Source organism: Chromobacterium sp. CCUG 30098, assembly GCF_059916605.1.
Genome location: NZ_JAUCGS010000001.1, coordinates 1,186,677 through 1,213,470 on the forward strand (window position 1 = coordinate 1,186,677; position 26,794 = coordinate 1,213,470).

At 63.8% G+C, this 26,794-nt stretch carries 26 protein-coding genes; 10 read left to right on the forward strand and 16 right to left on the reverse strand.

Annotation, left to right across the window (positions count from 1 at the left end):
• Positions 1-179 precede the first annotated feature (179 nt).
• Positions 180-2,417: an NADP-dependent isocitrate dehydrogenase gene (locus QUG03_RS05565; protein ID WP_227104716.1), complete on the reverse strand. Its 2,238-nt coding sequence runs from the start codon at positions 2,415-2,417 to the stop codon at positions 180-182.
• A gap of 340 nt (positions 2,418-2,757) precedes the next feature.
• Between QUG03_RS05565 and QUG03_RS05570 the strand changes: the two genes are divergently transcribed.
• The gene (locus tag QUG03_RS05570; RefSeq protein WP_500819604.1) at positions 2,758-3,399 is read left to right on the forward strand and encodes a pseudouridine synthase; all 642 of its coding nucleotides are present in this window, start codon (positions 2,758-2,760) and stop codon (positions 3,397-3,399) included.
• Positions 3,400-3,509: 110 nt separating this feature from the next.
• On the opposite strand, the gene QUG03_RS05575 is transcribed toward QUG03_RS05570, so the two are convergent.
• Together QUG03_RS05575 and mutS are read right to left on the reverse strand one after the other, a co-directional pair.
• A complete protein-coding gene (locus QUG03_RS05575; protein WP_107800364.1) occupies positions 3,510-3,935 on the reverse strand; it encodes a hypothetical protein in 426 nt (141 codons plus the stop codon).
• Positions 3,936-4,001: 66 nt separating this feature from the next.
• Positions 4,002-6,548: a DNA mismatch repair protein MutS gene (gene mutS / locus QUG03_RS05580; protein WP_253314529.1), complete on the reverse strand. Its 2,547-nt coding sequence runs from the start codon at positions 6,546-6,548 to the stop codon at positions 4,002-4,004.
• Between the two features lie 316 nt (positions 6,549-6,864).
• On the opposite strand from mutS, the gene QUG03_RS05585 reads away from it, so the two are divergent.
• The 4 genes from QUG03_RS05585 (at position 6,865) to ugpQ (ending at position 10,680) form a co-directional block, all read left to right on the forward strand.
• Positions 6,865-7,431 carry a GbsR/MarR family transcriptional regulator gene (locus tag QUG03_RS05585; RefSeq protein WP_107800362.1) on the forward strand — a complete coding sequence of 189 codons (567 nt, stop codon included), beginning with the start codon at positions 6,865-6,867 and terminating at the stop codon, positions 7,429-7,431.
• A 2-nt stretch (positions 7,432-7,433) separates the two neighbouring features.
• A complete protein-coding gene (locus QUG03_RS05590; protein WP_107800361.1) occupies positions 7,434-8,774 on the forward strand; it encodes a cytochrome ubiquinol oxidase subunit I in 1,341 nt (446 codons plus the stop codon).
• Positions 8,771-9,784, forward strand: a complete 1,014-nt coding sequence (locus QUG03_RS05595; protein ID WP_019100876.1) for a cytochrome d ubiquinol oxidase subunit II — start codon at positions 8,771-8,773, stop codon at positions 9,782-9,784. The genes QUG03_RS05590 and QUG03_RS05595 overlap by 4 nt, the downstream gene beginning before the upstream one ends.
• A gap of 137 nt (positions 9,785-9,921) precedes the next feature.
• Positions 9,922-10,680, forward strand: a complete 759-nt coding sequence (gene ugpQ, locus QUG03_RS05600; RefSeq protein WP_500819605.1) for a glycerophosphodiester phosphodiesterase — start codon at positions 9,922-9,924, stop codon at positions 10,678-10,680.
• Here ugpQ and QUG03_RS05605 read toward each other — a convergent pair.
• Together QUG03_RS05605 and QUG03_RS05610 are read right to left on the reverse strand one after the other, a co-directional pair.
• Positions 10,667-11,371, reverse strand: coding sequence for a substrate-binding periplasmic protein (locus QUG03_RS05605; protein WP_500819606.1), 705 nt, complete (start codon positions 11,369-11,371; stop codon positions 10,667-10,669). The genes ugpQ and QUG03_RS05605 overlap by 14 nt on opposite strands.
• 6 nt (positions 11,372-11,377) lie before the next feature.
• A complete protein-coding gene (locus QUG03_RS05610; protein ID WP_227104704.1) occupies positions 11,378-13,390 on the reverse strand; it encodes a methyl-accepting chemotaxis protein in 2,013 nt (670 codons plus the stop codon).
• 563 nt (positions 13,391-13,953) lie between these two features.
• Between QUG03_RS05610 and QUG03_RS05615 the strand changes: the two genes are divergently transcribed.
• A complete protein-coding gene (locus QUG03_RS05615) occupies positions 13,954-15,369 on the forward strand; it encodes an alanine/glycine:cation symporter family protein (RefSeq protein ID WP_107800357.1) in 1,416 nt (471 codons plus the stop codon).
• 67 nt (positions 15,370-15,436) lie between these two features.
• Here QUG03_RS05615 and hemN read toward each other — a convergent pair whose 3' ends face one another.
• Positions 15,437-16,843: an oxygen-independent coproporphyrinogen III oxidase gene (gene hemN, locus QUG03_RS05620; protein WP_500819607.1), complete on the reverse strand. Its 1,407-nt coding sequence runs from the start codon at positions 16,841-16,843 to the stop codon at positions 15,437-15,439.
• 109 nt (positions 16,844-16,952) lie between these two features.
• On the opposite strand from hemN, the gene fnr reads away from it, so the two are divergent.
• Positions 16,953-17,699 (forward strand): fumarate/nitrate reduction transcriptional regulator Fnr, encoded by a 747-nt coding sequence (gene fnr, locus QUG03_RS05625; RefSeq protein ID WP_043590811.1) that lies wholly within the window; start codon positions 16,953-16,955, stop codon positions 17,697-17,699.
• A gap of 59 nt (positions 17,700-17,758) precedes the next feature.
• On the opposite strand, the gene QUG03_RS05630 is transcribed toward fnr, so the two are convergent.
• Together QUG03_RS05630 and QUG03_RS05635 are read right to left on the reverse strand one after the other, a co-directional pair.
• Positions 17,759-18,682: a DUF1853 family protein gene (locus QUG03_RS05630; protein ID WP_107800355.1), complete on the reverse strand. Its 924-nt coding sequence runs from the start codon at positions 18,680-18,682 to the stop codon at positions 17,759-17,761.
• Positions 18,672-19,451 carry an RNA methyltransferase gene (locus QUG03_RS05635; protein WP_107800354.1) on the reverse strand — a complete coding sequence of 260 codons (780 nt, stop codon included), beginning with the start codon at positions 19,449-19,451 and terminating at the stop codon, positions 18,672-18,674. Before QUG03_RS05635 ends, QUG03_RS05630 begins: the two co-directional genes overlap by 11 nt.
• 203 nt (positions 19,452-19,654) lie before the next feature.
• On the opposite strand from QUG03_RS05635, the gene QUG03_RS05640 reads away from it, so the two are divergent.
• The 3 genes from QUG03_RS05640 to QUG03_RS05650 all read left to right on the forward strand — a co-directional run bounded on the left by QUG03_RS05640 (position 19,655) and on the right by QUG03_RS05650 (position 21,273).
• Complete coding sequence (locus QUG03_RS05640; protein ID WP_500819608.1) at positions 19,655-20,446, forward strand: inositol monophosphatase family protein; 792 nt, start codon at positions 19,655-19,657, stop codon at positions 20,444-20,446.
• A gap of 85 nt (positions 20,447-20,531) precedes the next feature.
• Positions 20,532-20,930: a VOC family protein gene (locus tag QUG03_RS05645; protein WP_107800353.1), complete on the forward strand. Its 399-nt coding sequence runs from the start codon at positions 20,532-20,534 to the stop codon at positions 20,928-20,930.
• A gap of 16 nt (positions 20,931-20,946) precedes the next feature.
• Positions 20,947-21,273, forward strand: a complete 327-nt coding sequence (locus QUG03_RS05650; protein ID WP_235087051.1) for a hypothetical protein — start codon at positions 20,947-20,949, stop codon at positions 21,271-21,273.
• A 1-nt stretch (position 21,274) separates the two neighbouring features.
• On the opposite strand, the gene udk is transcribed toward QUG03_RS05650, so the two are convergent.
• The 8 genes from udk to iscU all read right to left on the reverse strand — a co-directional run bounded on the left by udk (position 21,275) and on the right by iscU (position 26,787).
• Positions 21,275-21,895, reverse strand: a complete 621-nt coding sequence (gene udk / locus QUG03_RS05655; RefSeq protein WP_048413454.1) for a uridine kinase — start codon at positions 21,893-21,895, stop codon at positions 21,275-21,277.
• A 92-nt stretch (positions 21,896-21,987) separates the two neighbouring features.
• Positions 21,988-22,623 carry a glutathione S-transferase family protein gene (locus QUG03_RS05660; RefSeq protein WP_500819609.1) on the reverse strand — a complete coding sequence of 212 codons (636 nt, stop codon included), beginning with the start codon at positions 22,621-22,623 and terminating at the stop codon, positions 21,988-21,990.
• A 172-nt stretch (positions 22,624-22,795) separates the two neighbouring features.
• On the reverse strand, positions 22,796-22,990 hold the full coding sequence (gene iscX, locus QUG03_RS05665) for a Fe-S cluster assembly protein IscX (protein WP_107800351.1): 195 nt from the start codon (positions 22,988-22,990) through the stop codon (positions 22,796-22,798).
• 142 nt (positions 22,991-23,132) lie between these two features.
• Positions 23,133-23,474, reverse strand: a complete 342-nt coding sequence (gene fdx / locus QUG03_RS05670; RefSeq protein WP_107800350.1) for an ISC system 2Fe-2S type ferredoxin — start codon at positions 23,472-23,474, stop codon at positions 23,133-23,135.
• 9 nt (positions 23,475-23,483) lie between these two features.
• Positions 23,484-25,346: a Fe-S protein assembly chaperone HscA gene (hscA, locus tag QUG03_RS05675; RefSeq protein ID WP_500819610.1), complete on the reverse strand. Its 1,863-nt coding sequence runs from the start codon at positions 25,344-25,346 to the stop codon at positions 23,484-23,486.
• 108 nt (positions 25,347-25,454) lie between these two features.
• Entirely contained in the window at positions 25,455-25,988 is a 534-nt protein-coding gene (gene hscB / locus QUG03_RS05680) for a Fe-S protein assembly co-chaperone HscB (protein ID WP_500819611.1), read from the reverse strand.
• Positions 25,989-26,063: 75 nt separating this feature from the next.
• Positions 26,064-26,387: an iron-sulfur cluster assembly protein IscA gene (gene iscA / locus QUG03_RS05685; protein ID WP_107800347.1), complete on the reverse strand. Its 324-nt coding sequence runs from the start codon at positions 26,385-26,387 to the stop codon at positions 26,064-26,066.
• A gap of 16 nt (positions 26,388-26,403) precedes the next feature.
• Positions 26,404-26,787 carry a Fe-S cluster assembly scaffold IscU gene (iscU, locus tag QUG03_RS05690; protein ID WP_048411946.1) on the reverse strand — a complete coding sequence of 128 codons (384 nt, stop codon included), beginning with the start codon at positions 26,785-26,787 and terminating at the stop codon, positions 26,404-26,406.
• Between the last annotated feature and the right edge of the window lie 7 nt (positions 26,788-26,794).

Below are 26,794 nucleotides of genomic sequence, written 5' to 3' on the forward strand. Positions count from 1 at the left end.
TGGATGCGGGGCATGCTTCGGCGGTCTCGCTTCGGTCTTCGAGCCATGCCCGTTTCGGCGAATGGGCTTGCAAGGCGTGGACGCAGGACAGCAGGTGGAGGATTGACGCAAAAAAAACGCCAAGACGAGAGTCTTGGCGTTTTGTCCGGCGGAGGGTTTCCGCCATGGCTGCGCAGCGCTTAGCCGAGCACGGCGGCCAGTGCGGCGTTGAAGCTGGCGCTAGGGCGCATCACCGCGCCGCACTTGGCGGCATCGGGGTGGTAGTAGCCGCCGATGTCGGCCGCTTTGCCTTGCACCGCCTTCAGTTCGGCCAGGATCTTCTGCTCGCTGTCGGCCAGGCTCTTGGCCAGCGGCGCGAAGCGGGCTTGCAGCTCCTTGTCGTCGGACTGGGCGGCCAGCGCCTGAGCCCAGTACATGGACAGGTAGAACTGGCTGCCGCGGTTGTCCAATTCGCCGGTGCGGCGCGACGGGGACTTGTCCTCGTCCAGCAGCTTGCCGGTGGCGAGGTCCAGCGTCTTGGCCAGGATCTTGGCCTTGTCGTTGCCGGTCTTGATGCCCAGTTCTTCCAGCGACACCGCCAGCGCCAGGAACTCGCCCAGGCTGTCCCAACGCAGATGGTTTTCTTCCAGCAGCTGTTGCACGTGCTTGGGCGCGGAGCCGCCGGCGCCGGTCTCGTACATGCCGCCGCCGGCCATCAGCGGCACGATGGACAGCATCTTGGCCGAGGTGCCCAGTTCCATGATGGGGAACAGATCGGTCAGGTAGTCGCGCAGAATGTTGCCGGTCACCGAGATGGTGTCCAGGCCGCGGGCCACGCGTTCCAGGGTGTAACGCATCGCGCGCACCTGGGACATGATGTGGATTTCCAGGCCGCTGGTGTCGTAATCCTTCAGGTAGGCGTGCACCTTCTTGATCAGCTCGTTCTCATGCGGGCGGTACGGGTCCAGCCAGAACACCGCCGGCATGCCGGAGTTGCGGGCGCGGGTGACGGCCAGCTTGACCCAGTCGCGGATCGGCGCGTCCTTCACCTGGCACATGCGCCAGATATCGCCTTGCTCGACGTTCTGCGACAGCAGCACTTCGCCGGTGGCGAGGTCGACGATGTTGGCGACGCCGTCTTCCTGGATTTCATAGGTCTTGTCGTGGGAGCCGTATTCCTCGGCCTTCTGCGCCATCAGACCGACGTTGGGCACGGTGCCCATGGTCTTGGGATCGAAGTTGCCGTGCCATTTGCAGAAGTTGATCATCTCCTGGTAAATGCGGGCGAAGGTGGATTCCGGCATCACGGCCTTGGCGTCGTAAGGCTTGCCGTCGGCGCCCCACATCTTGCCGCCGGCGCGGATCATCGCCGGCATGGAGGCGTCCACGATCACGTCGTTGGGCGAGTGGAAGTTGGTGATGCCCTTGGCCGAATCCACCATGGCCAGACGCGGGCGGTGCTCCTGGCAGGCGTGCAGATCGCGGATGATTTCTTCGCGCTTGGAGGCCGGCAGGGTTTCGATCTTCTCGTACAGGGTGGCCATGCCGTTGTTGACGTTGACGCCCAGTTCCTCGAACAGCTTGCCGTGCTTCTCGAAGGCTTCCTTGTAGTAGATCTTGACGCAGTGGCCGAACACGATGGGGTGGGACACCTTCATCATGGTGGCTTTGACGTGCAGGGAGAACAGGATGCCGGATTCGCGGCAGTCTTCCATTTCACGCTCGTAGAAGTCGCACAGCGCCTTCTTGCTCATGAACATGGAGTCGATGATCTCGCCGGCCTGCAGCGCGACCTTGGGCTTGAGCACGATGGTCTGGCCGTTCTTGGTGGTCAGTTCCATCTTCACGTCGCGCGCCTTGTCCAGCGTGATCGACTTTTCGCCGTGGTAGAAGTCGCCATGGTGCATGTGGGAGACGTGGGTCTGCGACCACTGCTTCCATTCGCCCATCGAGTGCGGATGCTTCTTGGCGTAGTTCTTCACCGCCAGCGGCGCGCGGCGGTCGGAGTTGCCCTCGCGCAGCACCGGGTTCACCGCCGAGCCCAGACACTTGGCGTAGCGGTCCTTGATCGCCTTGTCGGCGTCCGAGGCCGGGTTTTCCGGATAGTCCGGCAGCGGGTAGCCCTTGGCCTGCAGTTCCTTGACGCAGGCGATCAGCTGAGCCACCGAGGCGCTGATATTGGGCAGCTTGATGATGTTGGTGTCGGGCTGCTGGGTCAGCTTGCCCAGCTCGGCCAGGGTGTTCGGCACTTTCTGTTCGTCGGCCAGATAGTCGGGGAATTCGGCCAGGACGCGCGCCGCCAGCGAAATGTCCGCGGTGGCGATTTCAATGCCGGCGGAGCCGGCGAAGGCTTGCACGACCGGCAGGAAGGCGCTGGTCGCCAGCGCCGGCGCTTCGTCGGTCAGGGTGTAGATGATTTTGGGCTGTTCCGATGGCATTACTCTATCTCCTTTATCTTGTGACGACAGAACGATTGCGCAGGGCGCTGCCGGCGCATTGAAAGACCTTGGAAAGGCGGATGCCGGGCCCAGGCGACGCGGCCTGAACGCGGTCCGGAGACTCTCTGGCAATTTTCAAAAGCGAATTATACCTCTGTGCGCGCGCTTGGCTCGCAGCGCATTTGAACTTTTATGCTTGATAACTGCACGGCGGCGGTTCGAATGCGAATTATAGGCCGCATCCGGCGCGTGCATGCGCCGGCTTCGCCGGCAAACTTGCGGCGCGCGGCGCGCGGCTCTTGTATCATTCGCCTCATTCTTTCTTGCCGCTCTTCACGCCATGTCCCGACTCATTCTGCTCAACAAGCCCTACGGCGTCATCTGTCAGTTTTCCGAGCATCCCAAGCATCCGACGCTCAAATCCTGCGTGCCCTTGCCGGGCGTGTATCCGGCGGGGAGGCTGGACACCGACAGCGAAGGCCTGTTGCTTTTGACCGGCGACGGGGAATTGCAGCACCGCATCGCCAATCCGCGCTGGAAACTGCCCAAGACCTATTGGGTGCAGGTGGAGGGGCAGATTCGCGAGGAGCAGCTGGAGCAGCTGCGCCGCGGCGTCGACCTGGGCGATTTCACCACCCAGCCGGCGCAGGCGCGGCGCATTGAGGCGCCCGCGCTGTGGGAGCGCACGCCGCCGGTGCGTTTTCGCAAGACGGTGCCGGACGGCTGGCTGGAGATCGTCATCAGCGAGGGCAAGAACCGCCAGGTGCGGCGCATGACCGCCAAGGTGGGGCTGCCGACGCTGCGCCTGGTGCGGGCGGCGATCGGGCCGTGGACGCTGGACGGCCTGCAGCCGGGGGACATGCGCGAGCTGGAGGTGGATCTTGCGGATTTGCCGCGGGTCTCGCAAGCTCAGCGCACCGCCAAGCCCGGCGCGCAGCCGCGCGGCGGCGGTTTTCGGCGCGGAGGCCCGCGCAAGCCTTGAACCGCACCCGAAGCGAGGCTTGCCTGGCGCCGACGGCGCAAAGAAAAACGGGGAAGCTTTCGCTTCCCCGTCCTGGGTGTCGCACGCGGCCCTGTTCTTTGGGCCTGCGCTTAGGCGCGGTGGCTGTCCTCGAAGTAGGCGATAGGCCCGGCGCTGGTTAAGCCGATGTGGAAGGTCGAGCTTTCCGGGAAGGTCTCGCCTATGCTTTCCGCGGCGCGCACGATCTCGTACAGCACTTCCACTTCCTTGAATTTTCGGGTGATGTTGTCATTGCCCAGCAACCAGGCCCGGATTTCCTCGGCATGCGGGTGGTTGTTTTCCAAGTCCAGCTGGCAGGCCGGCGTGCTGATCAGGCTGATCGCAGGCGGCATGCTGATGTCCAGTTGTTGCAATTGTTGGTTCGCCAGTTCGGCGAAGCTGGACAATTCGAGGTTGGCCCGCTCGCGGATGGAGGAAAGGGCAATGCTTCCATCGTCCGTGACCTGACTGAACAGCTGGACCAGGCCCGGGGCGGTGGCAGTGTTTTCAAGCGACATTGTTGTTGCTCCTGTCTCGGATGTTACCTTCTAGTAATATAGGAAACGTCCCCGGGTCTGGCCTGGTCATTTGGCCAGTTTCTTTAATTCATAGAGCAGAGCTTGCGCTTCCCGTGGCGAGAGATCGTCTAGATCGACCTCCAGAAGGCGTTCGACCGCGGGATTCGGTTCCGGTTCCACGTTTGCCGTCGTGGGTAAACTGATAAATAGGTCTGGCTGCACGCGGCTGGCGGAGTGGTTCTCCAGTTCGGTCAGATAGCGGCGCGCTTCCCGGATCACTTTGCCGGGCACGCCGGCCAACTGGGCCACCGCCAGGCCGTAGCTCTGGCTGGCCGGACCTTCCTCCACATGGTGGAGGAACACGATGCGGTCCTTGTGCTCCACCGCGGACAGATGGACGTTGGCGACGCTGGGATATTCGCTTTCCAGGCTGGTCAGCTCGAAATAATGGGTGGCGAACAGGGTATAGGCGCGGCTTTTCTCTATAAGCGCCTTGGCGATGGCCCAGGCCAGCGCCAGGCCGTCGAAAGTGGAGGTGCCGCGGCCCACTTCATCCATCAGCACCAGCGAGTGTTCGGTGGCGTTGTTGAGGATGTTGGCGGTTTCCGTCATTTCCACCATGAAGGTGGAGCGGCCGCCGGCCAGGTCGTCCGAGGCGCCGATGCGGGTGAAGATGCGGTCTATCGGCCCGATCACCGCGCGTTGGGCCGGCACGAAGCTGCCGACGTGAGCCATCAGGGTGATCAGCGCGTTCTGGCGCATATAGGTGGATTTACCGCCCATGTTCGGGCCGGTGATCAGCAGCAGTTTGCGGGTGTCGGACAGCCGGGTGTCGTTGGCGATGAAGCGCTCCACCTCCGCCTCCACCACCGGGTGGCGGCCTTCGATGATTTCCAGCCGCGGTTCGGCGACGAATTCCGGCTCCACGTAGTTGTTGACGCTGGCGCGCTCGGCGAAGGCGGACAGCACGTCCAGTCCGGCCACCGCCTGGGCGATCAGCTTCAGGTCTGGGATGTGCGGCGCCAGCTGGTCCAGCAGGTCTTCGTACAACTGCTTTTCCAGCGCCAGCGCGCGGTCCTGCGCCGACAGCGCCTTGTCTTCGAATTCCTTCAGTTCCGGCGTGATGTAGCGTTCGGCGTTCTTCAGCGTCTGGCGGCGGCGGTAATCGTCCGGCACCTTGTCGCCCTGGGCCTTGGTGACTTCGATGTAGAAGCCGTGCACGCGGTTGAATTCCACTTTCAGCGTGGGAATGCCGGTGCGTTCCTTCTCGCGCGCTTCCAGCGCCAGCAAGAAGGCGCCGCAGTCGGTCTGGATCGCGCGCAATTCGTCCAGCGTGGCGTTGAGGCCGTGGTTGATCACGCCGCCGTCGCGCAGAAAGGTGGAGGGCTCGGGCAGGATGGCCTGGCTGAGCATGGTTTCCACCGGGGAGTCGTCCGGCAGCAGACGCGCCAGCTCGCCCAGCAGCTCGGCGTCCAGGCCGGCGGCCAGCCGCTTGACGCCGGTCAGCGCCTTCAGCGAATCGCGCAGCGCGGCCAGATCGCGCGGGCGGGCGCTGCGCAGCGCGATGCGGGCGGTGATGCGTTCGATGTCTGCCACTTCGCGCAGCTGGGCGTGGGCGTCGTCGTAGGCCGGCAGCAGGGCGCGCACCGCTTCCAGCCGGCGCGCCAGCTTGCCGTGGCTACGGATGGGGTGATGCAGCCAATGGCGCAGCAGACGGCTGCCCATGCTGGTGGCGCAGCCGTCCAGCAAGGAGGCCAGGGTCGGCGACGGTTCGCCGCGTATGGTTTCGGTCAGTTCTAGGTTGCGGCGGGTGGCGCCGTCCATGCGGATCAGTTCGCCGGCGTCTTCCACCGCCAGATTGGCGATGTGGGCCGGGTTCACGCTCTGGGTGGTCTTGACGTATTCCAGCAGCGCGCCGGCGGCGCCCACCGCCACCGGCAGGGTGTCGGCGCCGAAGCCGGCCAGGTCGCGGGTGCCGAAGTGCCGGGTCAGCGTCATCTGCGCCGATTCGATGTCGAACTGCCACGGCGGCAGTTTTTTCTTGGGCGCGGCCACGGTTTCGAACACATTGAGGCCGGTGTCGTCCGGAATCACCAGCTCGGCCGGTTTCAAGCGTTCCAGCTCGCTGTGCAGATCGTCCACCCGGGTCTGCAGCACTTTGAATTCGCCGCTGGCGAGGGATAGCCAGGCCAGGCCCAGCACGCCCTTGACCATGTTCACCGCCAGCACTAGGTTGTCGCGCTTGTCGTCCAGCAGCGCGGCGTCGGTCAGCGTGCCGGGGGTGACGATGCGCACCACCTTGCGTTCCACCGGACCCTTGGACAGGGCCGGATCGCCGATCTGTTCGGCGATGGCGACGGATTCGCCCATCTTGACCAGGCGCGCCAGATAACCTTCCGCGGCGTGATAGGGCACGCCGGCCATCTTGATCGGATTGCCGCCGCTGGCGCCGCGTGTGGTCAGGGTGATGTCGAGCAAGCGAGCCGCCTTCTCCGCGTCCTCATAGAACAGTTCGTAGAAGTCCCCCATGCGATAGAACACCAGCTTGTCGGCGTGTTCGCGTTTGATGGCCAGGTATTGCTGCATCATCGGGGTGTGTTGGGGCGTGCTCATCGGCTATGGGCTCTTATGTTTTCAATGGACAACAGGATGCCGCGGCCGTGGCCCGCGGATCAAGGCCGCGCGGGCGCCGGGCATCCCTGATTAAAGATTTCAGCCCCGCGCGGGGCGGGGCTTTGGAGAGTCGGCGCTATTTTAGCGCAGCCCGACAGCGGCGTCAGCCGCGCCGGGCATGGGCGTCGCAATGCGGTTTGCATGAGGCGGCGTCTTGTCAAGCGAGCCGCTCAACGATGGTTGTGATTGACTTGGTTTCATTGCGAATTTATGATTTATATCAAAGTTTCAGAAATTCCTGAAAATTGAGAACGTCATGAATCTATCGCCACTCGTCCAGTCTTTCGTGCTGCATTTCGGTGAAATGGGCAGCCGCTGGGGCATCAATCGCACCGTCGGGCAGATCTACGCGCTGCTATATGTATCTGAGAAGCCGCTGAACGCGGATGAAATCGCCGAAAGCCTGAGCTTCTCGCGCTCCAACGTCAGCATGGGACTCAAGGAGCTGGAGTCCTGGCGCCTGGTCCGGCTGCAGCACTTTCCCGGCGACCGCCGCGAATATTTCTCCACGCCCGACGATGTCTGGGCCATCTTCAAGACCCTGGCCGAGGAGCGCAAAAAGCGCGAGGTGGAGCCCACGCTGACCATGTTGCGCGGCGCCATCATGGAGAAGCCGGCCAGCGACGCGGAACGCCACGCGCAGCAGCGGATGAAGGAGATGCACCAGCTGATCGAACTGGTGACCACCTGGTTTTCCGACATCCAGCACATGGACGTGGAGACCTTGCAACGCTTGATGAAACTGGGCTCGCAGGTGCAGAAGATCCTGCAGTTCACCCACTCGCTTTCGAAACTGACCAGTCGCGACGGCGACAGGGAGTAGCTATGGACTTTGACCCGCTGGTATTGGCGCGCATTCAGTTCGGCGCCAATATTTCCTTCCACATCTTGTTTCCCACCATCAATATCGCGATGGGCTGGGTGCTGCTGTTCTTCAAACTGCGCTATCTCAAGACCGGCCAGCAGGGCTGGATGGACGCCTACGGCTTCTGGGTGAAGATTTTCGCGCTGTCCTTCGCGCTGGGCGTGGTCAGCGGCGTGACCATGAGCTTCCAGTTCGGCACCAACTGGCCGGGCTATATGCAGACGGTGGGCAATATCGCCGGTCCCTTGCTGGCCTACGAAATCCTGACCGCCTTCTTCCTGGAGGCCACCTTCCTCGGCGTGATGCTGTTCGGCCGTTCCAGGGTGTCGGAGCGGGTGCATACCTGGGCCACCTTCCTGGTCGCCTTCGGCAACACGGTGTCGGCGTTCTGGATCCTGGCCTTGAATTCCTGGATGCAGACCCCGGCCGGCTTCAAGATGGTGGACGGCAAGGCGGTGGTGACCAGCTGGCTGGAGGTGATCTTCAATCCTTCGCTGCCTTACCGGCTGACCCATATGCTGATCGCTTCCGGCCTGACCACGGCCTTCCTGGTGGCCGGCCTGTCCGCTTATCGCCGGCTGAAGGGCGACCGCAGCGACGGCGCCAAGATGGCCTTGAAAACCGGCGTGATCACCGCGGCGCTGCTGATTCCGCTGCAGATCTTCGTGGGCGACATGCACGGCCTGAACACCTTCAAGCATCAGCCGGCCAAGCTGGCGGCGATTGAAGGCGTCTGGCATACCGAGAAGGGCGCGCCGCTGTTGCTGTTCGCGCTGCCCAATGCGGAAACGCGGCAGAACGATATGGCGGTGGGCATTCCCAAACTGGCCAGCCTGATCATCACCCACGATCCCAACGGCGAGATCCGCGGCCTCAACGAGTTCGCCCAGCATCCGCCGGTGGGCAAGGTGTTCTGGAGTTTCCGAGTGATGGCGGGCGTCGGCGCGCTGATGCTGCTGGTGTCCTGGCTAGCCTGTTGGCAACTGCGCCGTCGCGGCCAGCTGACGCCGCTGATGCTGCGGGCGCTGGTGGGCATGACCTTCGCCGGTTGGGTGGCGACCCTGGCCGGCTGGTACGTGACCGAGATCGGCCGTCAGCCGTGGCTGGTGGAAGGGGTGCTGACCACCGCGCAGGCGGCGGGCCCGGCGACCGGAGGCATGGTGGCGTCCACCCTGGCGATGTATCTGGGTCTATACCTGGTGTTGCTGACCGCCTATGTGTCGGTCTTGTTCTACATGGCCGGCAAGGCTGCCGGCCAGTCCGGCGGCGAAGCCGCGCATCTCGAGGAGAAACTGGCATGAGTGGCGCTGTGTATTGGTTGCCGGTGGTGTTCGCCGGCCTGATGGCCCTGGCCATGCTGATTTACGTGGTGCTGGACGGTTACGATCTGGGCGTGGGCCTGCTGCTGCCCTTCGCCGAGGACGATGAGAAGGACATGATGATCGCGTCTATCGGTCCGTTCTGGGACGCCAACGAAACCTGGCTGGTGCTGGGCGTGGGTTTGTTGCTGGTGGGCTTCCCGCTGGCGCACGGCATCATCCTGGGCGAACTCTATCTGCCGGTGGCGCTGATGCTGGCCGGCTTGATCGTGCGCGGCGTGGCTTTCGATTTCCGCGTCAAGGCGCGCGAACCGCACAAGCCGTGGTGGAACGTCGCCTTCGCCTGCGGTTCCCTGTTGGCGGCGTTGACCCAGGGCGTGATGCTGGGCCGCTATCTGACCGGTTTCGCCGAAGGCTGGCTGGCCTGGGGTTTCGCCTTGCTGGCCGGCATCGGCCTGGCCGCGGCCTACACCTTGCTGGGCGCCGGCTGGCTGATCATGAAAACCAGCGGCGCCTTGCAGGCCAAGGCGGTGGCCTGGGCGCGGCGCAGCCTGGCCGGTGCCGGCCTGTCGGTGCTGCTGGTGTCGGCGGCCACGCCGCTGGCCAGCAGCCATATCGCCGCCAAGTGGTTCGCCTTGCCGGAGTTCCTGCTGTTGCTGCCGCTGCCCTTGGGTTGCATCGTGTTGTTCGCCACCTTGTGGGTGATCCTGCCGCGGCTGGCGGTGCGCCAGGCGGCAGGCAACGACAATTGGTGCTGGGCGCCGTTCGCCTGCACCGTCGGCATCGTGCTGTTGTCGTTCTGGGGCCTGACCTATAGCGTGTTCCCGGAGGTGGTGATCGGCCGGTTGAACATCTGGCAGGCGGCCAGCGACACCGCGGCGCTGTGGGTGATCTTCTGGGGCGCGGCGGTGGTGCTGCCGGTGATTCTGCTGTACACCGCCTTCGTCTATCGGGTGTTCCACGGCAAGGCCAATGCGCTGACTTACCAATAAGCTTGCGATTTCCGTCCTTGACGAAGCCGCCTTTGCCGAGCAGAGGCGGCTTTTGCCATACTGGAAGCGCGTCATCCGCCTGCAATCCGCGTCGGCGACAATGACGCCTTTTGTCCGAGGTCCGCAAGGAAGCGCCCATGTCCCAGTCCACCTCCGGCCGGCAATGGCTTTATCCCCGCTTCATCGCCCATCGCGGCGGCGGCGTCCTGGCGCCGGAGAACACCCTGGCGGGATTTCGCGAAGGTCTGCGCTACGGCTACCGCGGCGCGGAATGCGATGTGAAGCTGTCCGCGGACAATGTCTGCTTCTTGCTGCACGACGACACGGTGGAGCGCACCAGCAACGGCCGCGGCGCGGCGGCGGCGATGAGCATGGCGCAATTGGCGCGGCTGGACGCCGGCGGCTGGAAGGGCGCGGCTTTTGCCGGCGAGCCGATGCCGACGCTGGACAATGTCGCCGCTTATTGCCTTGCGCACGGCATCGCCTTGAACATCGAGATCAAACCTTGCCCGGGACGGGAGGCGGACACCGGCGCGGCGGTGGCGGCGGAAGCCGCGCGGCTATGGGCCGGCGCCGCGCAGCCGCCCTTGCTGTCGTCTTTTTCCGACGAGGCGCTGCGCGCCGCGCGCGACGCCGCGCCACGTCTGCCGCGCGCCTGGCTGGTGGAGCAGGCGCCGGCGGACTGGGAGGCGCGTTTGCGCGAGCTGGCTTGTATTGCGCTGCACTGTGATCACCAGAGCTTGAGCGCTGAGCTGAGCGCCGAGATCAAGCGAGCCGGCTTTCAATTGCTGTGCTACACGGTGAACCGGCCGGCCGACGCCGAGCGCTTGCTGGCCTGGGGCGTGGACAGCGTCTGCACGGATCGCTTGGATTTGCTGCGGCCTATTTCAGATTGAAAGCCTTGAAGCTCCCGTCCGCCTTCATCGTCAGGATGGCGTGGTTCAGCCGTTGCATGGCGTCGTCGCTCAATTGAGGATGGCAGGCGAAATAGATGTCCGTCTCATTCACCACCAGGGCGACGCGCGGCGTCGCCATTTTCATTTTGTCGGCCATGCCCTGTATGCCCACATCCAGCGTGGCCAGCAAGTCGATGCGGCCCAACTGCAGTTTGCGCAGGCTGGTTTCCAAGTCCGCGCTTTCGTCCAGCGCCCAGCCCTGTTGTCTTAGCCGGCTGGCCACGGCGGTGCCGCGGACGGCGCCGATGTGGAATTGCCGGGCCTGCTCAGCCTTGCCGAAGCGGCGGGTCTCGTCTTGACGCGCCAGCAGCACCAGTCGCAGGCGGATGATGGGCTCGCTCCAGCGGAACAGCGCCTCGCGTTCGGGAAAGCGGGCGGCGGTCAGGCAGGTGTCCGGGGTGTGCCGGACCAGCAGCACCGCGCGGGCGATGGGGTAGGGCGCGAACTTGAACGGCAGGCCGGCGCGTTGCGACAGCGCGCGCATCAGGTCGATGGCGGCGCCGGAGACGCGTTGCTGATCGGCTGACACTTCGATGATGGGGGGCTGAGGGCTGACCAGTATGGTCAGCCCGGCCGCCGCGGCCGGCGCCGGGGCCAGCGCCGCGATCCCCAGCCACAGCAGGCGCCGCATCGCGGCCTAGACGCTGAAGCGGCCGGCGAGCTGGCCCAGCCGCTGCGACACCGACTGCAGTTCGCCGGCGGTCTGCGCGCTGGCTTCGACGGCGCTGGCGTTGGTTTCCGACATCCGCGCCACGCTCTCCACGTTTTGCGCCAGGGACTGGCTGGCGCTGCTCTGTTCCTTCAGCCCCTGAGTGATTTGATGGATGCTGTCCAGCACCTGGTCCACGCATTGGCGGATGGAGGCGATGCTGGCGCCGGCGTTGCGGGTGTTTTCCTGGCCTTGCATGATGGCGCTCATGCCGGTTTGCATATTGGCGATGGCCTGCTGCGAGGTGCGCTGGATGTCGGAGACGATGGTGCTGATCTCGGTGGTGGATTGCGCGGTGCGTTCCGCCAGCTTGCGCACCTCGTCGGCCACCACGGCGAAGCCGCGGCCTTGTTCGCCGGCGCGCGCGGCTTCAATGGCGGCGTTCAGCGCCAGCAGATTGGTTTGGTCGGCGACATCGCGGATCACATCGACGATGCTGGCGATGGACTCCGATTGCTGGCCCAGCGCGCCTATGGTTTCCGAGGCCGAGGACACGTCGCGCACGATGCTGTCCATGCTGGCGCTGGCGTCGTGGATGATGGCGTTGCCCTCGCTGGATTGGCTGACCGCGGCGCGCGAGAGTTGATTGGCTTGTTCCGATTGCTCGGCGCTGACCATCAGGCTGGTGCTCAACTGCTCGATCGCCGCCGCCATGCTGGCCGCCGCCTGAGTTTGCTTGGTGCTGCTGTGGGACACGTTCTGGGCGCTTTGCGCCATCTGGTCGGCGGCCGAATTGACTTCGCGCGAGGTGTCCAGCAACTGGGTCACGGTGTCGCGCAATTGGTCGCGCATCTGGCCGATGGAGGCGAGCAAGCTGCTACGGTCCTGTTCGCGCAACTGGATGCGGGTGCCCAGCTGGCCGGCGGCCAATTGCTCGACCACGCTTTGAACGTAGAAAGGCTCGCCGCCCAGTTGCAAGGTGATGGACAGATAGAGCTGGTGGAACAGGAAGCTGGCCAGCAGCATGGCGGCCAGGCCGATGCCGATGTAGAAATTGCGTTGGGCCTGCATCCGTTCGATGCGGGCTTGCAGCAGCGTGTCCAGATTGTTCAGCGTCACGTCGCCGAAGCGGGCGCCGATCTCGGCGTTTTTCGCCGCCATGCCGCTCACCGCCAAGGCCGCGCCGGTTTGGCCGGCGATGGCCTTGTCTATGGCCGCGCCCTGGCCTTGATGAAACGCGGCCAAGGCCTGGGATTCGGCGTTCAGCGCGGTCTTCAGCGCCGGATTGTAGGCCAGCGCCTTGGCCAGATCGCCATTCAAGCCGTCCAGCGCGCCGTTGATCAGCGGGCGCAGTTCCACCAGGCGGTCGCGTTCCGCCGGCGTCAGCGCCTGGCCGGCTTCCGGTTTGGCAGCCCAGGCCAGCGCTTCGCCGATATAGTTGCTCAGCGAGGGCAGCTTGGCGGTGGCGGCGTCCATCAGGTAATAGCTGTCGATGTCCGGGTCCAGCGTCAGATTGGAATTGTCGCTGGCGGCGCCGAGCAGGGCGTTGAGTTTGTCCGCTGTGCTGTCGAAGCTGGCGATCACTTGCGGCGGCGGCGCCGCACCTATCCGCGACAGCGTGCCTCGCGCGGCGCTGGCGGTTTTCCAGGCCTCGTCGGTTTGCAGGATGGCGCCGTATTGTTCATGGGCGCTTTGCAGCCGGTTCCAGCCTTGCTCCAACTGCGCCTGCGCCGCCGGCAGCGCCGCCTTGGCGGCGGCCTCGCCCTGCGCCGCTCGCACGGCCAGATCCTGAGCTTGTTCCAGCGCGCCCAGCAGGTGATGCAGCGGCTGGATGTAGGACACGCCGACTCTTTCTTTTTGCGAAAAGTCGATATTGTCCTGATTTGTTCGATACAGACCGTACACCATATAGAGTAAGGCGACGGCAAAGACCGCGCCGATCAGCGCAAAGCGGCTGGGGTAGCTCAAGCGCTGCATCAGCCTTACCACGGGCGTTGTCATGATTTCGCTCCTGACTGTGGCGGCGACGCCCGCAATGTGAACGTCTACCGCGCCAGTTCCAGAATAGGCAATTTTCACGGACTGCGATTGCCGCATGAAATGCGATGGCTGGGCTGAAGCGCCGCGTATCAGTTCATTGCGGGCGGGAGCATGAGCTTTGCCTTGTCTGGCGTATGAAGACAACCGGCCATAATGCTTAAGTCATCAAAAATGACTTTTGATTGTTTTGTGCTTGGATAAATAGGCCACTCTCTGGACGGGGTCAATGACAAAGGCGTGTCCGGGCGCGACGGAAAGCCGGCTGGCGCGGCTTTGGCCGATGGCGTCCGGCATTGCCAGCAATCACTCTATTTTGCTAAATTCGCCGGGTTTCGCATCAAAACAGTCTGACGAAGCGGTGTCCCGAAGCAGGCGGCCTGACGGCCGCGGGGAGCTGTCTCGTCAAGACCGCAACCCTCGAGCCCGGCGCCAAGATCGGGACGGGGTCAATCTTCCAGTCTGAAATCCTTCCGGCGCGCGTCGCCCATTTCCAGATTGCCACGCTCAGAGCTTTAAGAGGATCCATGGACTTGCTTCATTCGTTTATCAATGCCGCCAATGATGTGATTTGGGGCAAGATGCTGATCGGCCTGTTGCTGGCCGTCGGCTTGTATTTCTCGTTGCGTTCCGGCCTGTTGCAGCTGAGGCTGTTCGCGCGCGGCTGGCGCGAAATGATGGGCGGCCGCGGGGGCCATCGCAGCAAGGACGATATTTCGCCGTTCCAGGCTTTCGCCACCGGCCTCGCCAGCCGGGTGGGCACCGGCAATATCGCCGGCGTGGCCATCGCCATTGCCGCCGGCGGCCCCGGCGCGGTGTTCTGGATGTGGCTGACCGCCATGCTGGGCATGGCCAGCGCGTTCGCCGAATCGACTTTGGCGCAGCTGTTCAAGACCAATCACCATGACGACACCTTCCGCGGCGGCCCGGCCTACTACATCCAGAAAGGCCTGGGGCAACGCTGGCTCGGCGTGATCTTCGCCCTGTGTCTGATCCTGGCCTTCGGCCTGGTGTTCAACGCGGTGCAGGCCAACTCCATCGTGGCGGCCACCGAGGGCGCCTGGGGCTGGAACCGCTATATGGTGGGCATCGCCCTGGTGGTGATGACAGCCCCCATCATTTTTGGCGGCGTGCGCTCGGTGGCGCGGGTGGCCGAGTGGCTGGTGCCGGTGATGGCGGCCATTTATCTGCTGATGACCTTCTATGTCTTGGCGGCGCACGCGGCCGAGCTGCCGGGTTTGATCGTGTTGATCGTCAAGAGCGCCTTCGGTCTGGAGCAGGCGGCGGGCGGCTTCGCCGGCTATGCGGTGAGCCAGGCGATGATGCTGGGCATCAAGCGCGGCCTGTTCTCCAATGAGGCGGGCATGGGCTCCGCCCCCAACGCGGCGGCGACGGCGACTTCGCGTCACCCGGCGAGTCAGGGCGCGATCCAGATGTTCGGCGTCTTCATCGACACCATGGTGATCTGTACCGCCACCGCCGCCATCATTCTGCTGTCCGGCGTGTATGACCAGGGTTTGAGCGGCGTGGCGCTGACGCAGAAGGCGATCGAATCGCAGTTCGGCCCGATAGGCGCGTCCTTCTTGGCGGTGGCGATGTTCCTGTTCGCTTTTTCCACCATCATCGGCAATTACGCTTACGCCGAGGGCAATGTCGAATTCATCCGCAGCAATAAGGGGATCTTGCTGGCCTTCCGTCTGATTGTGCTGGCGATGGTGATGTTCGGCGCGGTGGCCAGCCTGCCGCTGGTGTGGGATATGGCCGACTTCGCCATGGGCCTGATGGCGCTGATCAATCTGGTGGCCATCGTGCTGCTGTCGCGTTATTTCTTCATCGTGCTGAAGGATTACGAGCGTCAGCTGAAGCGGGGCGAGTCCACCCCGGTGTTCAAGGTGGCGGATTACCCGGAACTGGCGGCCAAGGTGGAAAAAGACATCTGGTAAGCCTGCGTCCGGCTCCAACGATAAACAGCCCGCGTCATGACGCGGGCTGTTTTGTTGCTAGCCCCGTTCAAATGGTCTTGGAGTAGCGCGCCTGGGTGCGGCGCTCCCGCAGATGCCGGTCGAAGATCATCGCGATATTGCGGATCAGGAAGCGGCCCTTGGGCTCCACCATGATGAAGTCGCCGTCGAAGGACAGCAGGCCCAGTTGCTGGTATTCGCGGATCTGCGGCAGTTCTTCGGCGAAGTACTCGGCGAAGTTGATGCCGTGGATCTCTTCCAGCGCCTCCACCGACAGCGAGAAGCGACACATCAGGCCTTGGATGATGCTGCGGCGCAGGATGTCGTCATTGTCCAGCGTCAGCCCGCGCAACACCGGCAGATGGCCGCTGTCCAGCGCCGCGTAATAACTGTCCAGGTCCTTGGCGCTCTGGCTGTAACAGGGGCCGACCTTGCCGATGGAGGACACGCCAAGACCGATCATGTCGCAGTCCGCATGGGTGGAGTAGCCCTGGAAATTGCGTTGCAGCCGGCCCTGGCGCAGGGCGGAGGCCAGTTCGTCGTCCGGCTTGGCGAAGTGATCCATGCCGATGAAGACATAGCCGGCGTCGGCCAGGCGCTGCACCGAATCCTGCAGGATGTCCAGCTTGGTTTCCGGCGAGGGCAGATCGGCCTCGTTGATGCGCCGCTGCGGCATGAACACGGTGGGCAGGTGGGCGTAGTTGTACAGCGCCAGCCGGTCCGGCCCGATGGCGATCACCTTGTCCAGCGTGCGGCGCACCGATTCCCGGGTCTGCAGCGGCAGGCCGTAGATCAGATCGACGCTGACGGACTTGAAACCGGCGTCGCGCGCGGCCTGGATCACCTCCAGCGTTTCCTCTTCGGACTGCACCCGGTTCACCGCCTGCTGCACCGTCGGTTCAAAGTCCTGAATCCCGACGCTGATGCGGTTGAAGCCGAGTTCGGCCAGTTTGAAGATTGTCGCCGCGCTGACTTTGCGCGGGTCTATTTCTATGGAATACTCCCCCTCCTTCAAGAACTCGAAATGAGTCTTGAGCAAGGTCATCAATCGTTCCAGTTGCGCGTCGGACAAGAAAGTGGGGGTGCCGCCGCCGAAATGCAGCTGTATCACTTGCTCGCGGCGGCCCAGACAGGAGGCGATCATGCGGACCTCCTTCTCCAGGTAGTCCAGGTACAAGTCCGCTTTGCCGCTGTCCTTGGTGATGATCTTGTTGCAACCGCAGTAGTAGCAGATAGTGTTGCAAAAAGGTATATGAGCGTACAATGATAAAGGTTTCCGGTTGGCGCCGATGCTGCGCTGCCGTAGCCAGTGGATGTAGTCTCTTTCGGCAAAACCCGGCGTAAAGCGATCCGCTGTCGGGTATGACGTATATCTAGGACCTGTCCCGTCGAGGCGCTCAATCAGCGCGCGGTCGAATTCAAAATGGGCAGGAGAAAATGGGTGGGTGGTCTTCATGTCGTATTTGGATGGCAAAACCTCTGGTGGACTGGTAAATTTGCGGAAATCCTGCGAATTTCGCTTTGATAAGGGTCAAGCTTCATCGCAAGCTTGTACTAAACATGCCATGTCCGATCAGAACCATATCTCTTTGCATAACCTGAAGGTCTCCTGCTCCAACTGCAGCCTGAAGGAACTTTGTCTACCTGTGGGGCTTAACCGCGAGGAGCTGACCCAGCTCGACGCGGTGATCCGCCAAAGCCGCCGTTTGAAGCGCGGCGAGTACTTGTTCCGCAGCGGCGAAGGCTTCCGTTCGCTGTTCGCGGTGCGCACCGGCTTCTTCAAGACCAGCGTCGCCAGCCAGGACGGCCGCGAGCAGGTCACCGGCTTCCATATGTCCGGCGAACTGATGGGCCTGGACGGCATTTCCGCCAATGTGCACGGCTGCGACGCCATCGCGCTGGAGGACAGCGAGGTGTGCGAGCTGCCGTTCAGCCGCATGGAGAGCCTGGGCCGCGAAATTCCCACCCTGCAGCACCATTTCTACCGTCTGATGAGCCGCGAGATCGTTCGCGATCAGAATGTAATGTTGTTATTGGGCAACATGAAGGCGGAAGAGCGCCTGGCCGCCTTCCTGCTCAATCTGTCGCAGCGTCTGTCCACCCGCGGCTTCGCCGCCAACGACTTCATCCTGCGCATGAGCCGCGAGGAAATCGGCAGCTTCCTCGGCCTGAAGCTGGAAACCGTCAGCCGCACGCTGTCCAAGTTCCAGCAGCAAGGCTGGATCACCGTCGATCACAAGCACATCCAACTGGTGATGGTGGACGAATTGAAGGCGCTGATTTCCGGCTGCGCTCACGCCAACGGACATTGATTCCGCCGCGCGGGCGGACAGATGGAAAACGCAAGGCAAGCCCTCGGGCTTGCCTTTTTTCATGGGGCCGGCGCGCAGTCCGCGATTTGCAGCAGCAGCCGCGACAGCGGCGCCTCCTGAGGCCAGCCCGGCGGCACGGCGAAGCCGCGGGCCACTTCATGCCAGTCGCCGTCGGGGCCGGGCTGCAGTTCGGCCAGCAGCTGCGGCGCCTCGGCCTGTTCCAGGCGCGCGCGTAGTTCCGCCGCGTCGGCGGTGTGTTCCCGCGAGCGGCGCGCCGGCGCCAGCCAACTGAGCCTGGGCAGCCAGGCCCAGCGCGAATCCGCGTTCAGCGCCGGCCAGTCGCCGCGCAGCGGCCAGTATTGCCCGTACAGCGGCTGGGCGCCGGGCGGCGCTTCCGGCGCGGTGTCGCGGGCGTGGAACAGCCAGCCGCTGAGCCGAGCGCCGACCGCGCAGCCCTCAAAGCCTGCCGGCAGCGTCGCTTGCGCAGCCGGGTGGCGGGACAGGCGCAGCTGGGTTTGCAGTTTATGGGCTTTCAGCGCCCAGGCGTCGCGTAGGCTGGGGCCGGTCAAGGTGTCCGCGCTGCGGCCCAGTTGCAGATAGAACTTGCTGGCGGCTTCCAGATGCAGCGGTTGGCCGTCTAGGCGCAGCAAGAAGTCGAACTCGCCGACGGTGCGGCCGTCCGGCGCGCGCACCGGCAGATTGCTGGCCACCAGTTCGATGTGCGGCGCCAGCCGGAACCAGAAGGACAGCAGCCGTTCCGCGTAATGGCCCAGACGGCGGGTGGGCTGGCGCGCCAGCCAGTGCTGAAGTTCGGCAGGATCGGCGTCCAGCGTTTGCAGCAAGGCCGGGCCGTCGGCCCCCAGCAGCCGCTGCGGCGGGATGTCCGCGCCGCTGCGCCAGGGCGAGGGCGCGGAGAGCAGAAAAGCCAGATCGCGCACCGCCGGGTGCGCGTAGGGCAGGGTGAACGGCGGCTTATTCGCCATCCTGTCCGGGCGCGTCGCGGCGGACTTCGCCGTCGGCGGCGCGCTGCACCTGTTTGAGGAAGCCGCGCAGGATGTCGATTTCCTCGCGCAGCAGGCCGGCGCGGTTGAACAGGGTGCGCATCCGGCGCATCATCCGTTCGCTGTTGCGGCGGCGGAAATAGCCTATCTTGTCCATGGTCTGTTCCAGGTGGCCGCAGAAGCCCTCCACCTCGCCCAGCGCCGCCGCGTCGCTGTCTGCGCGCAGATAGTCGACGTCCACGCCGGTGTGGCTGAACAGTTCGTAAGTCATCACCTGCACCGCCATCGCCAGATTCAGCGAGAAGTAGTCCGGGTTGCCGGGGATGGTGACCAGGCGGTTGCATTGTTCGACTTCTTCAATGGACAGGCCGAAGGTCTCGTTGCCGAACACCAGGGCCACCTGTTCGCCGGCGCGGGCGCGCGCCACCAGTTCCGGCGTGGTCTGGCGCGGGGTGGACAGCGGGGTGGTCAGCTCGCGACGGCGGCTGGTCAGCGCGCAGGCGATGGTGACGTCTTGCAAGGCCTCGGCCAGGCTGGACACCACGGTGGCCTGCTCCAGAAGATCCACCGCGCCGGAGGCCAGCGTATTGGCCTCGTCGCTGGGAAACACTTTGGGTTCAACCAGATACAGCCGGCTCAGGCCCATGGTTTTCATCGCCCGGGCGGCGGAGCCGATATTGCCCGGATGGTTGGGGCGGGCCAACACGATGCGAATGTTTTTCAGAAAATCAGGTACTTGGGGTTTATTCATCAGCAGTTTCACATTAAAATAGCCGGCTTATCGAAAAGCCCGCGCGCCGTTTTGCGCGCAAGGCCAGCGTTTGCCGGATTGGGCAGGCGTGCGGCCTTGCCCGATTGCGCCGGGTTTTTCTTGTTCCTTAACCCAGATTGTTACTAGCAGACGTCGCGTCATGTGGCGGACGTCTGTCATGGTTGAAAGTGTAGAGGCCGTCAATGCATCCGATGCTCAATGTCGCGGTGAAAGCCGCTCGCCGCGCCGGCAGTGTCATCCAGCGCGCGTCGCTGAATCTCGACGCGGTGCGCGTAGAGCGCAAGAAACACAATGACTTCGTGACCGAAGTGGACCGCGCCGCGGAAGAGTCCATCATCGCTTCCATTCTGGAAGCTTATCCCAAGCACGCGATTCTAGCAGAAGAGTCCGGCGCGAAAGGCATCGGTTCGTCGGAATACGAGTGGATCATCGATCCGATCGACGGCACTACCAACTTCCTGCGCGGCCACCCGCAGTACGCGATCTCCATCGCGCTGGCGCACAAGGGCCAGGTGCAGCAAGCCGTGGTCTTCGACCCCAACCGCAACGATCTGTTCACCGCCTCGCGCGGCGTCGGCGCCTTCCTCAACGATCGCCGCATCCGCGTGTCCAAACGCTTCATGATGAATGAATGCGTGATCGCCACCGGCTTCCCGGTGTCCGACCAAAGTTATATCGACCAATACCTGGGCATGCTCAAGGATGTGCTGGCCAAGACCGCCGGCGTACGCCGCGAAGGCGCGGCCTCGCTGGACCTGTGCAATGTCGCTTGCGGCCGCGTGGAAGGTTTCTGGGAGCTGAACCTCAAGCCTTGGGACATCGCCGCGGGCAGCCTGATCGTGCAGGAAGCGGGCGGCATCGTCACCGATTTGTCCGGCGAACAAGGCTGGCTGGAGTCCGGCGACATCGTCGCCGCCAACCCGAAAGTGCTGGCGCAGCTGCTGCATACGCTGGCGCCGCATATCGGCAAGTAAGCGCTGCCGGTTTGGGCCCCTTGGGGTTTGAGCGGCTAACGCGTCACGGCGTCCTCGGGGGCGCCGTTTTTGTTTGGAGCGTGATATGAAACAGTTTTTGGGTTCGGTCGCCCTGGTGGTGACGGATTACGATGAAGCCATCGCCTGGTATGTGGACAAGCTGGGCTTTGTCTTGCTGGAGGATGAGCGCCAGGGCGAGGACAAGCGCTGGGTGCGCGTGGCGCCGCCGGGAGCGAGCGAGTGCGCGCTGCTGCTGGCCAAGGCGAGCAATGCGCGGCAGCAGGCGGCGGTGGGCGGCCAGACCGGCGGCCGCGTGGGTTTCTTCCTGCATACCGACGATTTCTGGCGCGATTACCGCCGCATGGCGGCGGCGGGCGTGAGCTTCAGCGAGCAGCCGCGCGAGGAGGAATACGGCACCGTGGTGGTGTTCGAGGACTTGTACGGCAATCGCTGGGATTTGCTGCAGTTGAAGTCCGACGTTTAAACGCCGGCTGGGCCCCGTGAATAACAAAGAGCCGCGCATTGCGCGGCTCTTTGTTATTCACGTCGCCAAAAACCGCCGGCTCGTCGTCGGCAGCGGCTTGCGGCTGCGGCGGATAGGCGTCCGCTTCGTTCCAATCCAGATCCCAATCCAGATCCAGTTCGGCCAGCATGGCCTGGCGTCCGGCCTGGCGCTGTCCGGAGCGGCTTTGTCCGTGGGCGCCGCCTTTTTTCATGATGGGCGCGCAAGCGTGCGGATTGCGCGGTTTGATCGTGTGCATGGAGTGCTCCTGTGCTTGGGGCCCGCTGAGCGGGCGGAAGACGGCGGCGCGGACGCCGCCGGGTAAATCAGTTGTGCACCATCAGGCTGGCCACCTTGGTGGTGATGATGTCCACCGCCGGATCATTGGCGCCGTGCGGCAGGATCACATCGGCGAAGCGCTTGGTGGGCTCGATGAACTGGTTGTGCATCGGGCGCACCGTGGTCAGGTATTGTTCGATCACGCTGTCGGTGGTGCGGCCGCGTTCGGTGATGTCGCGCTTGAGACGACGGATGAAGCGCACGTCGGAATCGGTGTCGACGAAGATCTTCAAGGACATCATGTCGCGCAGCGCGGCGTCGTACAGCGGGAACAGGCCTTCGATGACGATGACCGGCGCCGGCTGCACGGTGATGGTTTCCTCGGCGCGGGTGTGGTTGGCGAAGTCGTAGACCGGCATTTCGATGGCGCGGCCGTTGCGCAGATCGTCGATGTGCTCGATCAGCAGCGGCCAATCGAAGGCTTGCGGGTGGTCGTAGTTGGTGGCCAGCCGTTGTTCGAAGGTCAGATGGCTCTGATCGCGGTAGTAATAGTCTTGAATGATCACTGCCGCCATCTCGGAGCCAATGGTTTCCAGCACTTGATTGGTCACCGTGGTTTTACCGCTGCCGCTGCCGCCTGCAACGCCGATGATGAACGGGGTGGTCATGAAACTATCCTTCTACGCGTAAAAATGATAAAAAAACGCGCCATTCTAATGAGTTATGGCGCGTCCTTCCACTCTAATTGCGACATTATCCGCTATGAAGCGCGCTGACCTTCCGCCTGGGCGGCCTCATACCACTCCCGCATCGCCGGCAAAGCCAGCAGACGATCGACGTAAGCCTGCGATTGCTCCGGCAATTTGACGTTATAAGTGTGGAAGCGGGTGGCGATGGGAGCGAAGAAGGCGTCGGCGATGCTGAAGCCGCCGAAGATGAATTCGCCGTTGGCCTGGTGGCGCGGCAGATGCTCTTCCCACAGCGAGATGATGCGGGCGATGTCGAACTCCACCGCCGGCGTGCTCTGATAATTGATGTGGCGCAGCGTCAGATTCATCGCTAGGTGTTCGCGCAGCGCGGAGAAGCCGGAGTGGATCTCGGCGACGATGGAGCGGGCGATCGCGCGCAGTCCCGCGTCGTCCGGCCACAGCTTGGCGGCGGGAAAGCATTCGGCCAGGTATTCGCAGATGGCCAGCGAATCCCAGATCCGCAGCTTGCGGTCTATCAGCACGGGCACCTTGCCGGCCGGGTTGGCGGCCAGGATGCGGGCCTTGGTGTCGGACAGATAGAGATCGATCTGCTGCTCTTCAAACGGCTCGTCCAGCATTTTCAGCACCAGCCAGGGGCGCAGGGACCAGGAGGAGTAGTTTTTATTGCCGATGATGAGGGTGAACATCAGGGAGCTCCGTTTCGAAAGAGGAGGCTGCCGGCGGGCTGTCGCAGCCTTTGTCCGATGATACCGCCATCGGCCCGTCTTTTCCTATGCGGAGACGGCGGGTTTTGGGCCCAAGACGGCAAAAAGGCCGCATCCTGCGACGCGGCCTTGCTAAAACGGGGGGCGGGGAGGCTTATTCCACCTCGTCGATCCAGGCTTGCTGGATCGCCTCCAGCACGCGTTCGCCGCCGCGGCTGTGGTCGTCGTCAAAATCCGGCAGCTCGACGACCCAGTTGTGCAGATCAACGAAGCGCACGGTCTTGGGGTCGACTTCCGGATGGGTTTCCGCCAGTTCGATGGCGATGTCCAGCACGTCGGTCCATTTCATCTTGTGTCTCTCCTGAGCCTGATTTGCGGTACTTGAGTTTGATTTTTCTTATCAAGCGGCGATGCCGCGAAGCCAAGCCGCAGACAGTGCTATGGCACGGCAAGGCGGCGGCGACAAAGGCAGTGCGCTTGAGAAGGAAAACTCAATGGTGTTCGCGGGCGTGGTTGATGGTGTACCGGGGAATGTCTATCACCAAATCCTCATCGGCGACAATGGCCTGGCAGGACAGCCGGGACTGGGCTTCCAGTCCCCAGGCCTTGTCCAGCAGGTCTTCTTCCAGCTCGTCGGCTTCGTTCAGGGAGTCGCCGCCTTCGCGGACGATGCAATGGCAGGTTGTGCAGGCACAGGACATCTCGCAGGCGTGCTCGATCTCGATATCGTGATCCAGCAGGACCTGGCAGATGTTCTGGCCGGGTTCGGCGTTGTCGATGACCAGGCCTTCCGGGCAGAGGTCGGCGTGGGGCAATACGATGATTCGCGGCATGGCGGATCCTTACAAATCGGAAATGTTGTGGCCTTTGAGCGCGCGTCGGATATTGCGATCCATGCGGCGCGAGGCGAATTCTTCGGTGGCGCGGTTGAGGCGGCCGGAGGCCTCGTTGACCTCGCGCGCGATTTGAGCGGCGGCGATGGCCGCGTCCACGGCCGCCAGCGCCTCTTCCACCGCGGCGCGCTCGTCGGCGTCCAGTAGGTCGCCGTCGCTGGCGAGCGCAACGCGACAGGCCTCGCTGAGGCTGGTGGCGTCGACGACGGCTTCGCGCAGCTTGCGCGCCTCAATGTCTTCATGCACATGGGTCATGGACTCGGTCAGCATGCGGCTGATTTCCTCGTCGCTCAGGCCGTAGGAGGGCTTGACCTCGATGCGCGCTTCCACGCCGTTGGTCTGTTCGCGGGCGGACACTTCCAGCAGGCCGTCGGCGTCCACCTGGAAGGTGATGCGGATGCGCGCCGCGCCGGCCACCATCGGCGGGATGCCGCTCAGGGTGAACTTGGCCAGCGAACGGCAATCGGCCACCAGCTCGCGCTCGCCTTGCAGCACGTGGATGGACATCGCGGTCTGGCCGTCCTTGAAGGTGGTGAAGTCCTGAGCGCGGGCCACAGGGATGGTGCTGTTGCGCGGAATGATCTTCTCGGTCAGGCCGCCCATGGTCTCGATGCCCAGCGACAGCGGGATCACGTCCAGCAGCAGCCACTCGTCGTCGCCCTTGTTGCCGGCCAGCACATTGGCCTGGATCGCCGCGCCCAAGGCGACGACCTTGTCCGGGTCCAGATTGGTCAGCGGCTCCTGGCGGAAGAAATCGCCGACGGCTTTTTGCACTTGGGGCATGCGGGTGGCGCCGCCCACCATCACCACGCCATGGACCTCGTCCGCGGCGACGCCGGCGTCGCGCAGCGCCTTGCGCACCGGCAGCAGGGTCTTGTCCACTAGGTTCTTGGTGATGCCGCGGAAGGTGTCCTGGTCCAGCGTCAGGTTCAGGGCCTGGCCGTCGGACAGCAGCGCGGTGATCTGAGTCTCCGCGTGCTCGGTCAGCGCTTCCTTGGCCTCGCGGGCGCGGGTCAGCAGCAAGCGGGTATCCTGGGCGCCTAGCCCGGACAGGCCGGCTTGTTCCAGCATCCAGCAGTAGACGCGATGGTCGAAGTCGTCGCCGCCCAGCGCGGAGTCGCCGCTGGTGGCCAGCACTTCGAACACGCCGCGGCTGAGCTTGAGAATGGATACGTCGAAGGTGCCGCCGCCCAGATCGTAGACGACGTATATGCCTTCGCTGCCGTTGTCCAGCCCGTAGGCGATGGCGGCGGCGGTGGGTTCGTTCAGCAGGCGCAGCACGTTCAGGCCGGCCAGACGCGCGGCGTCCTTGGTGGCCTGACGCTGGGCGTCGTCGAAATAGGCCGGCACGGTGATGACCGCGCCGGTCAGATCGCCGCCCAGGCTGGCTTCGGCGCGCTGTTTCAGGGTGCGCAGAATGTCGGCGGAGATTTCCACCGGGCTTTTGATGCCGCCGCGGGTCACCAGTTGCAGCATGCCGGGCGCGTCGACGAAGCGATAGGGCAGGTTGCGGACGTCCGGCAGATCGGCCAGGCCGCGGCCCATGAAGCGCTTCACCGAGACGATGGTGTTGTGCGGGTCCTTGTTCTGCTCTTTCTGGGCGTCGTAGCCCACGCTGACGCCGCCTTCTTCGGCGTAGCGCACCACCGAGGGCAGCAGGCTGCGGCCGTGCTCGTCCTTGAGCACGGCGGCGGATCCGCTGCGCACCGAGGCCACCAGGGAATTGGTGGTGCCCAGATCGATGCCGATCGCCAAGCGGTGTTGGTGAGGGGCGGCGGAGAGGCCGGGTTCGGCGATTTGCAGTAAGGCCATATTTAGTTCAAATCAGTTCGAGGTAAGCCGCCTGCTGCTGCGGAGGCGGATGGAGAGGACGGGCCGGAGCGCGATCCCCACGACGGGGAAGGGCCGGCGGCCGAGGGCTCAGTCAAGCAGCGCCTCGATGGCATCGCCGATTTCCTGGTCCAGTTTTTCCAAAAACCGCAATTTTCTCACTAGAAGCGCGGCGGCGTCCAAGTCGGCGCGCTGGTCCAGCGCCAGCTCCAACTCGGCCTGATGCGCGCGGCTCTCATCCCGCAACTGGCGCGACAAGGCTTCCAGGCGTTCGAGTTCGCCGCCGGCGCGGGCTTCTTCGATGTTTTCGCGCCATTCCATCTGCGCCATTAGGAAGGCGGCCGGCATCTGAGTGTTGGTGTCTTCCTGGGTGTCCACGCCGGCGAGCGTCAGCAGGTAGCGGGCGCGGTTCAGCGGCGACTTCAGCGTTTGGTAGGCTTCGTTGACCCGGGTGGCCTGCATCAGCGCGCTGCGTTTTTCGGCGTCGGAGCTGCTGGCGTAGCGGTCGGGATGGACCTGGGCCGCGGCGGTGCGCCAGGCGTGCTCCAGCGCTTGGCTGTCGATGGCGAAACGGCGCGGCAGATTGAACAGGGAGAAGAAGTCTTGGCTGAAATCGGTGCTCATAGGGATGGGGCCGGAAAACCTAGCGTACAGTTGGACGACGGGCGGGCGGCGCCGAAGCGCGCCCGCCTGCCGGGGTCAGACGTTGAAGCTTTCGCCGCAGCCGCACTCGTTTTTGACGTTGGGGTTGTTGAACTGAAACCCCTCGTTCAAGCCTTCCTTGGCGTAATCCAGCTCGGTGCCGTCGAGATAGGCCAGGCTCTTGGCATCGGTGAACACGGTGACGCCATGGCTTTCAAAGGTCACGTCTTCGTCGCTGGCCGCGTCGACGAACTCCAGCTTGTAGGCCATGCCGGAGCAGCCGGAGGTCTTGACGCCCAGACGGATGCCCAAGCCCTTGCCGCGTTTGGCGATGAAGGCGCTGACGTGAGCGGCGGCGCGTTCGGAAAGGGTGATAGCCATGATGTGTCCCCGCTGATTATTTGCCGTGCTTTTGCTTGTAGTCGTTGACCGCAGCCTTGATCGCGTCTTCGGCCAGGATGGAGCAGTGAATCTTCACCGGCGGCAAGGCCAGTTCTTCGGCGATGGCGGTGTTCTTGATATCCAGCGCCTCGTCCAGCGATTTGCCCTTGACCCATTCGGTCACCAGCGAGGAGGAGGCGATGGCGGAGCCGCAGCCGTAAGTCTTGAACTTGGCGTCCTGAATCACGCCGTCCTCGCCCACCTTGATTTGCAGCTTCATCACGTCGCCACAGGCCGGCGCGCCCACCATGCCGGTGCCCACGCTGTCGTCGCCTTTTTCGAAAGAGCCCACGTTGCGCGGGTTTTCGTAGTGATCCATTACCTTGTCGCTGTATGCCATGATTGTC